General features: G+C 72.0%; 6 protein-coding genes. All 6 read right to left on the reverse strand.

Annotated elements, in window-relative coordinates:
- Position 1 precedes the first annotated feature (1 nt).
- The 6 genes from ACF07B_RS40610 to ACF07B_RS40635 all read right to left on the reverse strand — a co-directional run bounded on the left by ACF07B_RS40610 (position 2) and on the right by ACF07B_RS40635 (position 8,866).
- Positions 2–1,951 (reverse strand): ABC transporter permease, encoded by a 1,950-nt coding sequence (locus tag ACF07B_RS40610; RefSeq protein ID WP_392182636.1) that lies wholly within the window; start codon positions 1,949–1,951, stop codon positions 2–4.
- Positions 1,951–3,156 carry a glycine betaine/L-proline ABC transporter ATP-binding protein gene (locus ACF07B_RS40615; protein WP_392182637.1) on the reverse strand — a complete coding sequence of 402 codons (1,206 nt, stop codon included), beginning with the start codon at positions 3,154–3,156 and terminating at the stop codon, positions 1,951–1,953. Before ACF07B_RS40615 ends, ACF07B_RS40610 begins: the two co-directional genes overlap by 1 nt.
- Positions 3,153–4,685: a GMC family oxidoreductase gene (locus ACF07B_RS40620; RefSeq protein WP_369483439.1), complete on the reverse strand. Its 1,533-nt coding sequence runs from the start codon at positions 4,683–4,685 to the stop codon at positions 3,153–3,155. Before ACF07B_RS40620 ends, ACF07B_RS40615 begins: the two co-directional genes overlap by 4 nt.
- Positions 4,686–4,737: 52 nt before the next feature.
- Positions 4,738–6,249, reverse strand: a complete 1,512-nt coding sequence (locus tag ACF07B_RS40625; protein WP_392182638.1) for an aldehyde dehydrogenase family protein — start codon at positions 6,247–6,249, stop codon at positions 4,738–4,740.
- Positions 6,250–6,494: 245 nt separating this feature from the next.
- Complete coding sequence (locus ACF07B_RS40630; RefSeq protein WP_392182639.1) at positions 6,495–7,520, reverse strand: hypothetical protein; 1,026 nt, start codon at positions 7,518–7,520, stop codon at positions 6,495–6,497.
- A 356-nt stretch (positions 7,521–7,876) separates the two neighbouring features.
- A complete protein-coding gene (locus ACF07B_RS40635; RefSeq protein ID WP_392182640.1) occupies positions 7,877–8,866 on the reverse strand; it encodes a malate dehydrogenase in 990 nt (329 codons plus the stop codon).
- Positions 8,867–9,451 lie beyond the last annotated feature (585 nt).

Here is a 9,451-nt window from a genome sequence, read left to right on the forward strand (position 1 = left end):
GTCAGGCTCCCTTCTTCGCGCGGCGTCCGGTCGGCTGGGTCACCCGGTCGAGCATCAGGCCGAGGCAGACGATCGCGGCGCCCGCGACCAGTCCGGTGGCCAGGTCGCCCTGGGCCAGACCGAACACGACGTCGTAGCCGAGCGCGCCACCACCGACCAGACCGCCGATGATGACGACGGCGAGGACCAGGACGACGCCCTGGTTGACGGCGAGCAGCAGCGCGGGCCGCGCCAGCGGAAGCTGGACCTGCCGCAGCTGCTGCGCGGGGGTCGCGCCGAGCGAGCGGGCGGCCTCCAGGGCGGCCGGGTCGACGGCGCGCAGCCCCTGGGTGGTGATGCGGACCACGGCGGGCAGCGCGTAGACGACCGCGGCGGCGACGGCGGGGGCGCGACCGATGCCGAACAGCGCGACCACGGGGATGAGGTAGACGAACTGCGGCATGGTCTGGCAGACGTCGAGGACCGGCCGCAGCAGGCGCTCGAACCGTTCGCTGCGGGCTGCCGCGACGCCGACGGCGAAGCCGATCACGAGGGTCACGGCGACGGCCGCGAGGACCTGCGACAGCGTGTCGAGGGACGGCTTCCAGGCGCCGAGCACGCCGATCGCGGCCATCGCGAGGACGGCGGTCAGGGCGGTGCGCCAGGTGCCGATCAGCCAGGCCAGGGCGGCGACGGTCAGCAGGACGGCCCACCACGGCAGCCACTGGAGTCCGTCCCGGAGCGGGTCGAGGACCCAGGTGGTGAAGTGGCCCGCCCAGTCGGCGGTGCCGCCGACGTACGGGACGCCCGAGTACAGGTGGCCGGTCATCCAGTCGACGGCGTGGTTCACCGGCTCGGCGATGTTCACCGCCCACGCGTCGGGCCATTCCGTCCGGCCCGCGAGGCGGCCGGTGAGCACGACGGCGAGGACGGCCACGGCGGCGAGCGCCCCGTACAGCCGGGAGGTGTTCTCGCGGGCCGCCCCGAGCCGCTCACCCGCCGCGGCCGTGACCCGGTCGAGGACGACGGCGAGCAGGACGATCGGGATGCCGGCGGCGAGTGCGGCGCCCACGTCGACGGAGGCGAGGGCCTGGTAGACGCGGTCGCCGAGGCCACCGGCACCGATCACGGACGCGATGACGGCCATGGACAGCGCCATCATGATCGTCTGGTTGAGGCCGAGGAGGAGTTCCCTGCGGGCCAGTGGAAGGCGGGCGGTGAACAGACGCTGGCGGGCCGTGGCCCCGAGCGAGGCGACGGCCTCCATCACGCCCTCGTCCGCGTCGCGCAGGCCGAGCGCGGTGAGACGGGCCATGGGCGGGGCGGCGTAGACGACGGTGGCGAGCACGGCCGCCGGAACACCGATGCCGAAGACCAGCACGACGGGCAGCAGATACGCGAACGCCGGAAGCACCTGCATGGTGTCGAGGACGGGGCGCAGTGCGCGGTGGGTGCGGTCGGAGAGCCCGGCGGCGAGGCCGAGCAGCACGCCCAGCGCGACGGAGGCGAGCACGGCGACGACCATGACCGCCAGCGTCTGCATGGTGGGCACCCACATGCCGAGCAGTCCGCAGACGAGGAACGCGGCACCGGTGCCGAGGGCCTGCCGCACTCCGGCGGCCCGCCAGGCCACGAGGGCGGCCAGAGCGGTCACCCCGGCCCAGCCGCCCGCGAGGAGCAGCAGATAGACGGCGCGTACGGAGAGGACGACGGCGTTGCTGACGTAGCCGAAGAAGTACAGGAACAGCGGGTGGCTGTCGCGGTTGTCGATGATCCAGTCGCCGGCCCTGCCGAGCGGTCCGGTCAGGTCGACGGTCAGGGCGTGCGGCCAGCTTCCGCTGGACCAGCGGGCGTCGGCGAGGGGCACGAGCACCGCCGCGAGGACGGTGAGCAGCACGAGCTTGCCGACGGCGGGGTGCCGCAGACGGGCGGGCAGGACGGTACGGGGAGCGGACGCGGTGACTGTGGCCATCACACCGCCTCCGTCCGCGGACCCGCCCCGGCACGTGGGTCCGCTCCGGCACCCAGGTCGGCCCCGGCGCTTGGCTCCGCTCCGGCACCCAGGCCCGCGTCGGCACGCAGGTCCGCTTCGGCGTGTGTCCTCGCTTCGGCGCGCAGGTCCGTTCCGGCGACGACGGCGAGCAGCCGCTCGTGGTCGACGACGCCGAGGCAGCGGCCGTCCTGGACCACGCAGGCGGCGCGCCCGCTGCCGGACACGGTCTTGATGGCCTCGGCGACCAAGGTGCCGGGCGTGAGCGCGCCGGGGTGGTCCGGCCCGCCGCAGTCCCCTGCCCGCAGCGCCGTGCCGACGGTCATGACCTGCTCGCGGGGCACGTCCCGGACGAACTCGCGGACGTAGGCGTCGGCCGGGGAGCCGACGATCTCCTCGGGGGTGCCGAGCTGGACGATCCGCCCGTCGCGCATCAGTGCGATGCGGTCGCCGAGACGCAGGGCCTCGGTCAGGTCGTGGGTGATGAAGACCATCGTGCGGCCCTCCTCGCGGTGCAGCCGGACGACCTCCTCCTGCATGTCACGCCGGATCATCGGGTCGAGCGCGCTGAACGGCTCGTCGAAGAGCAGGACCTCGGGGTCGACGGCGAGCGCGCGGGCCAGCCCGACACGCTGCTGCTGACCGCCGGACAGCTCGCCCGGTCTGCGCTGCTCCAGGCCTTCCAGGCCGACCTTGGCGACGACCTCGGCGGCCCTCGCCCGGCGTTCCTCGCGCGAGACGCCCTGGATCTCCAGGCCGTAGGCGACGTTGTCGAGGACGGTGCGGTGCGGCAGCAGGCCGAAGTGCTGGAAGACCATCGCGGCGCGGTGGCGGCGCAGTTCGCGCAGCCGGCCCTTGTCCATCGCGAGGACGTCCTCGCCGTCGATCGCGAGGCTTCCCGAGGTGGGTTCGATCAGCCGGGTGAGACAGCGCACCAGGGTGGACTTGCCGGAACCGGACAGGCCCATCACGACGAAGACCTCGCCCTTGCGCACGTCGAAGCCGACGTCACGGACGGCGGCGGTGCAGCCGGTGGCGGCCCGCAGGGCGGCGGCGTCGAGGGAGGCGAGTGCGGGGTCGCCGGGGACACGGTCGGCCTTCGGGCCGAACACTTTCCACAGGCCGCGTACGGAGAAGACAGGGCGGTCGGCGGTGGTGGCGCCCTGGGCGCCGGTGGGCGTGTTCATCGCGCGCCACCTCCGATCAGGTCGGCGGCTTTCTCCCCGACCATGAGCACCCCGACCATCGGGTTCACGGCGGGCATGGCCGGGAACACCGAGGCATCGGCGATCCGGATGCCGTCGAGGCCGTGGACGCGCAGTTCGGGGTCCACGACGGCGAGTTCGTCACCGAGCCCGCCCATCCGGCAGGTGCCCGCCGGGTGGTACACGGTGTGCGCGACCTGGCGTGCGTACGCGCTCAGTTCCTCGTCACCGGTGACGTCGGGTCCGGGGCACACCTCCCGCTTGAGCCAGCCGGCGAGCGGTTCGGCCGCGGCGATCTCACGGGCGATCCGGATGCCGTCGACGAGGGTGCGGCCGTCGTAGTCGTCCTCGTCCGTGAAGTACCGGAAGTCGAGGGCGGGTTTGACGGTCGGGTCGGCGCTGGTGAGGTAAAGACGGCCGCGGCTGCGTGGCTTGGGGATGTTGGGCGTCATCGAGACGCCGTGCGCGGGACGTTCGTAGCCGATGCGCTCCGGGTTGTCCGTGAAGGGGATCTGGTAGAAGTGGAACATCAGGTCGGGGCCCGGCTGTTCGGGGTCACGGCGCACGAACAGACCCGCGTCGGAGTCCATCGCCGAGTTCTCCGGGATCGGCCCGTTCGTCTCCCAGACGATCACCGACTCGGGGTGGTCGAGCAGGTTCTCGCCGACGCCCGGCAGATCGTGGACGACGGGGATGTCCAGCTCCTCCAGATCACCGGCGGGCCCGATGCCGGAGTGCAGCAGCAGCCTCGGCGAGTCGACGGCGCCCGCGCAGAGCAGGACCTCGTGGCGGGCGCGGACGAGAACCTCCTCGTCGTCCTTCGTGCGGACGTGCACGCCCGTGACGCGCTTCCCGTCCAGTTCCAGCTTGTACGCCCAGGTCTCCAGCAGGAGCGTCAGGTTGGGCCGCTCGTCCATCACGGGGTGCAGATACGCCACGGAGGCGCTCGACCGCTTGTTGTCCTCCGGGTGGTACGCGAGGTCGAAGAAGCCGGCGCCCTCGGTGAACGGCTGCCGGTTGAAGCCCTCGACCAGCGGCACACCGAGAGCGGACCGCGCGGCGTCCACGAAGTCCCGCGCGATGGCGTTCCGGTCCTTCGCGTCGACCGGGACGATGTTGTTCAGGAGCCGCGTCCAGTACGCCTCCATCGGCGCCGCGCCCCAGCCCTTGGCGCCGGCCGCCTCCCACTCGTCCCAGTCGGACGGCAGCGGCTTGAACGCGATCAGCGTGTTGTGCGACGAGCAGCCGCCGAGCACCCGGGCGCGGCTGTGCCGGATGTGCGAGTTGCCGCGCGGCTGTTCGGTGGTCGGGTAGTCGTAGTCGAGTTCCCCGCCGAGCAGGCCCATCCAGCGGCGCAGGGTGAGGACGTCCTCGCGTCCCACGTCGCTGGGGCCGCCCTCGATGACGGCGACGCTGACATCCGGGTTCTCGGTGAGGCGGGACGCGATCACGGAGCCCGCCGTACCGCCGCCGATGACGACGTAGTCGTACGTGTTCTCGTGCTGGGACATGAAGGGGTACTCCAAAAGGCCGTGAAGGTGGGGGGCTTGCCGGGTGCCGGAGTCAGCCGGCGAACCAGCGGACGGGCGCGGGCGCGAGGTTCTGGTAGACGTGCTTGGTCTCCCGGTACTCGGCGAGTCCGGCGGGACCGAGTTCGCGCCCGACGCCGCTGCGGCCGAAGCCTCCCCACTCCGCCTGCGGGAGGTAGGGGTGGAAGTCGTTGATCCAGACGGTGCCGTGCCGCAGCCGCCCCGCGACACGGCGGGCGCGGCCGGCGTCGGCGGTCCACACAGCGCCCGCGAGGCCGTACTCGGTGTCGTTGGCGAGCGCGACGGCCTCGTCCTCGGTGGTGAACGTCTCCACGGTCAGGACGGGCCCGAAGACCTCCTCGCGGACGACGCGCATGCCGCGGTGGCACTGGTCGAGCACGGTCGGCTCGTAGAACCAGCCGGTGGCGGGCCGGACGTCGGACGGCTCGGGCCGCTTGCCGCCGGCGCGCAGCACCGCGCCCTCGGCCAGCGCGGAGGCGACGTACGCCTCGGTCTTCGCGCGCTGCTGCTCGGAGACCAGCGGGCCGCACTCGACACCGTCCTCGGTGCCGCGGCCGAGCCTGATCGCGCTTGCCCTGCGGGCGAGTTCGGCGACGAAACGCTCGCGCAGGGTCTCCTCGACGATGAGCCGCGAACCGGCCGAGCACACCTGACCGCTGTGGATGAAGGCGGCGTTGAGGGCCTGGTCGACGGCGGTGTCGAATCCCTTCTCGGTGGAACAGGCGTCGGCGAAGACGACGTTGGGGTTCTTGCCGCCGAGTTCGAGCGCGACCTTCTTGACCGTGTCGGCGGCGGCGCGCGCCACCTTCGTACCGCTGGCGAGGCCTCCGGTGAAGGAGACGAGGTCGACGTCGGGGTGCTCGGCGAGACGGGCGCCGACGGAGTGTCCGGGGCCGGTGACGAGACCGGCGACACCGTCGGGGAGGCCCGCCTCGGCCAGCAGCCGGAGCAGGGCGACGGTCGTCAGCGGGGTGATCTCGCTGGGCTTGACCACGAAGGTGTTGCCGGCGGCGAGGGCCGGAGCGATCTTCCAACTGGCTTGCAGCAGCGGATAGTTCCACGGCGTGATCAGCGCGCACACACCGACGGGCTCGTGCACGACGACGCTGTGGACGTCGGACGAACCGGCGTCCACCACGCGGCCGCCGCCCTCCCCCACCACGAGGTCGGCGAAGTAGCGGAAGGCGTCGGCGACGCAGTCGATGTCGACGCGCCCCTCTTCCAGGGTCTTGCCCGCGTCCCGGCTCTCCAGCAGGCCGAGTTCCTCGCGGTCGCGGACGAGGAGGCCGGCGACGCGGCGCAGCAGGGCGGCGCGCTCGGTGACGGGGGTGTGCGGCCAGGGCCCCTCGTCGAAGGCGCTGCGCGCGGCGGCGACCGCGAGGTCCGCGTCCTTCTCGTCCCCTTCCGCGACCACGGCGAACGGCTCGGCATCGGCTGGGTCGAGGATCTCGCGCGTCGCGCCGGAGAGCGCCGCGCGCCACTCGCCGCCCACGTGGATGGTCTGTTCTGCCTGCAGTCCGGCCATGGTCGGTGTTGCCTTCCGTTCCTGTGCGGTCCCCCTGCGTCACGTGGGTGTCGCCCCCGTGAGCTGTGAGCACCTGCCCCTCGGCCCCGGCCGCATGCGCGATCGGGCATCCGAAGTGCGCCGGATCACGGAAAAACCCCCCGAAAGGAGACAAGGCCGACGGCGTCTCTCCCGACACCCGCGCCTGCCTCGACGCATACGCGGCCGACATCCCGCGCCAGGGGCGACCGGTCGGCCGGTCGGCGTCAGGCGAGGTTCGCGCAGGCGGACCCGGTCGGGCAGAAGGAGTTCACGGCCGTCGTGAGCTGCCCGGTCATGTCCGTGCCCGGCGGACCGCTCGCGACGATGGCGTACGGCGTGCCGTCGGCGGCCTGGAAACGGTGGTCGATGGTCTGGGTGGCCCCGTACCGCTTGTCGTAGTAGCTGTAGCTGAACTCCGTCCAGCCGGTGCCGGTCCGCCGGTCCAGGTACTGGTAGTCCTTGGCCCCCTTCGCGATGCTCTCGGCCTGCGCCGAGGACTCCGCCGCCGAGGGCTCCATGATCTCGAACACCAGGAGCCTGCGGCTTCCGTCAGGTGCCGTGTAGGTGACGACGGGCGCCAGCTTGCCCTGCTTCTCCTCGCGCGCCCAGCCGTCCGGCACGTCCACGGTGTAGCCGACCGGATCGACCGAGCGGCTGTAACCGGGAGCCGGTGCCGGGGCGGTGGTCACGGCCGGGGCGGTGTACACGCCCTCGCCGCCGGAGTTGTTCGAGGTGCCCGGGGTCGCGCCGGGCTGCGGCGCCGTGACGGTGACCGAGGGAGTGGAGGGGTGCGCGCCCTGATGCCTCGCCGAGTCGCTCCGGGTCAACGCCCACAGCCCGCCGCCCACACCGCCCGCCAGCACGGCCACGGCCACGATCACCAGGAGCAGCCGCCGCGAGTCACCGGAGCCCCGCGGGCCGCCGCCCCCGGGCGGCACAACGCCACCGGGCCACGTCTGCGGCTGTGACTGCTGGTGCGACCAGGCAGCCTGGGCCTGGGCCCATTGCTGCTGTTGTTGTTGCTGCTGCTGTTGCTGCTGCGGCGACGGCTGGGGCGGCTGTGGCGGCATGGAACCCGCAGGCGGATAGGAATCAGGCCGCAGCGGACCCGCCTGCGTGGCCGCCGCCCACCACTGATCCCCGGCCGGCGGCGCTCCGCCGGCGTCCACACCGTCCTGGACCCCACCGTCGGTCCCGCCCGTACCGTCGTCGACCCATTGCCGACGGTCCGCGTCCCATCGCTGCGCCATCCCGTCACCCCCCGCTCCCCGTCGGCCCCACCCGACGGCCCGATCTCGGCGCGCTTCCCGCCGAACCTCTGCCGCGCCCATGCCCCCCGGCGGACCGTACGTAACGACGATAGTGAGGTTTCCGCCGTCAGCACCCCTTTTTATGCCGACAAAGCACATACGTTCGATACGTACTTTCCGTACGCCCGAACACCCCTGCGCGACGACCCGGACGCCCCCGGACGGCGGAACGACCGGATCCGGACACACCGATGCCCGGATGGTGATTCACCACCCGGGCATCGCGCGTGTCGCGGTGGAGCGAACACCGCCGGGCCGGACCCCTACCGGTCAGGCTCGGCTCGGTTCGCGCCGGATCAGATCAGGCCGAGGGAACGGACCGCCTCGCGCTCCTCCTCGAGCTCCTTGACGGAGGCGTCGATGCGGGTGCGGGAGAACTCGTTGATGTCCAGGCCCTGGACGATCTCGTAGCGGCCGTCCTTCGTGGTGACGGGGAAGGAGGAGATGAGACCCTCCGGCACGCCGTACGAACCGTCCGACGGGATACCCATGGAGGTCCAGTCGCCCTCGGCGGTGCCGTTGACCCAGGTGTACACGTGGTCGATGGCGGCGTTCGCGGCCGAGGCGGCCGAGGACGCGCCACGGGCCTCGATGATCGCCGCACCGCGCTTGGCGACGGTCGGGATGAACTCCTCCGCCAGCCACTTCTCGTCGTTGACGACCTCGGCGGCGTTCTTGCCGTCGACCGAGGCGTGGAAGATGTCGGGGTACTGGGTGGCGGAGTGGTTGCCCCAGATGGTCAGTCGCTTGATGTCGGCGACCGTGGTGCCCGTCTTCTTCGCGAGCTGGGTCAGCGCGCGGTTGTGGTCCAGACGGGTCATGGCGGTGAAGCGCTCGGCGGGTACGTCCGGAGCGGCGGCCTGGGCGATCAGCGCGTTGGTGTTCGCCGGGTTGCCGACGACCAGGATCTTGACGTCGTCCGCGGCGTTGTCGTTGATGGCCTTGCCCTGCGGCTTGAAGATGCCACCGTTGGCGGAGAGCAGGTCGCCGCGCTCCATGCCCTTGGTACGGGGGCGGGCGCCGACGAGGAGACCGACGTTGGCGCCGTCGAAGGCGACGTTCGGGTCGTCCGTGATGTCGATGCCCTGAAGAAGCGGGAAGGCGCAGTCGTCGAGCTCCATGGCGGTGCCCTCGGCGGCCTTCAGCGCCGGCGTGATCTCCAGGAGGCGCAGCTTGACCGGCACGTCCGCGCCGAGCAACTGGCCGGAGGCGATGCGGAAGAGCAGGGCGTAACCGATCTGGCCGGCCGCGCCGGTGACGGTGACGTTCACGGGAGTGCGAGTCATGGCGTTCTCCGTATGACAGCTGGCGGTGGGGCGTCCCTGCCCCGGGTGCAGGATCGTCCCCTGCAACCACCGCAATGATCGATCAAAGGTCCCGATGATCGATCTCTCGGCGTCAAGAGAGATCCGCCGCCAGGCTATCGCGCATCCGGGACGCCGGACGTCAGGGTCCGTGTGGCCCACCCCACAGATGGCCCGTGGATCCCCCGGGCAGGCGGTCGCCGAGCTCGGGAGAGGGTGAACTCGGCGACCGCCAAAGGGGTTACCGGGCACTCCGGGAAGGGATCTCCCCCCTTCCCGACAGCACCGGATCCCGTGGGGGTAGGGATCGCCTGCCCCCGCAGAACCAACTCAATCCCCCAAACCCGAAGTTTTCTCCGCCCCCTGGCCACAGGCACTCTTTCGCCCCCTCCGCCCCTACCCGTCCCACACCCGGGGCTCCGCCCCAGACCCAGCTCATCAAACGCCGGAGAGGCTGAAACTCCCCCTCCCGGGGCTGAAATCCGAACCGGCCACCACAACGCACCCGCACCCGGGATCCGACGCGAGGGGCCGTGCCGGTACATCGATGCCCGTCGCCACCGACGC

This window comes from Streptomyces sp. NPDC015532, from assembly GCF_043078065.1.
Classification (GTDB): Bacteria; Actinomycetota; Actinomycetes; order Streptomycetales; family Streptomycetaceae; genus Streptomyces.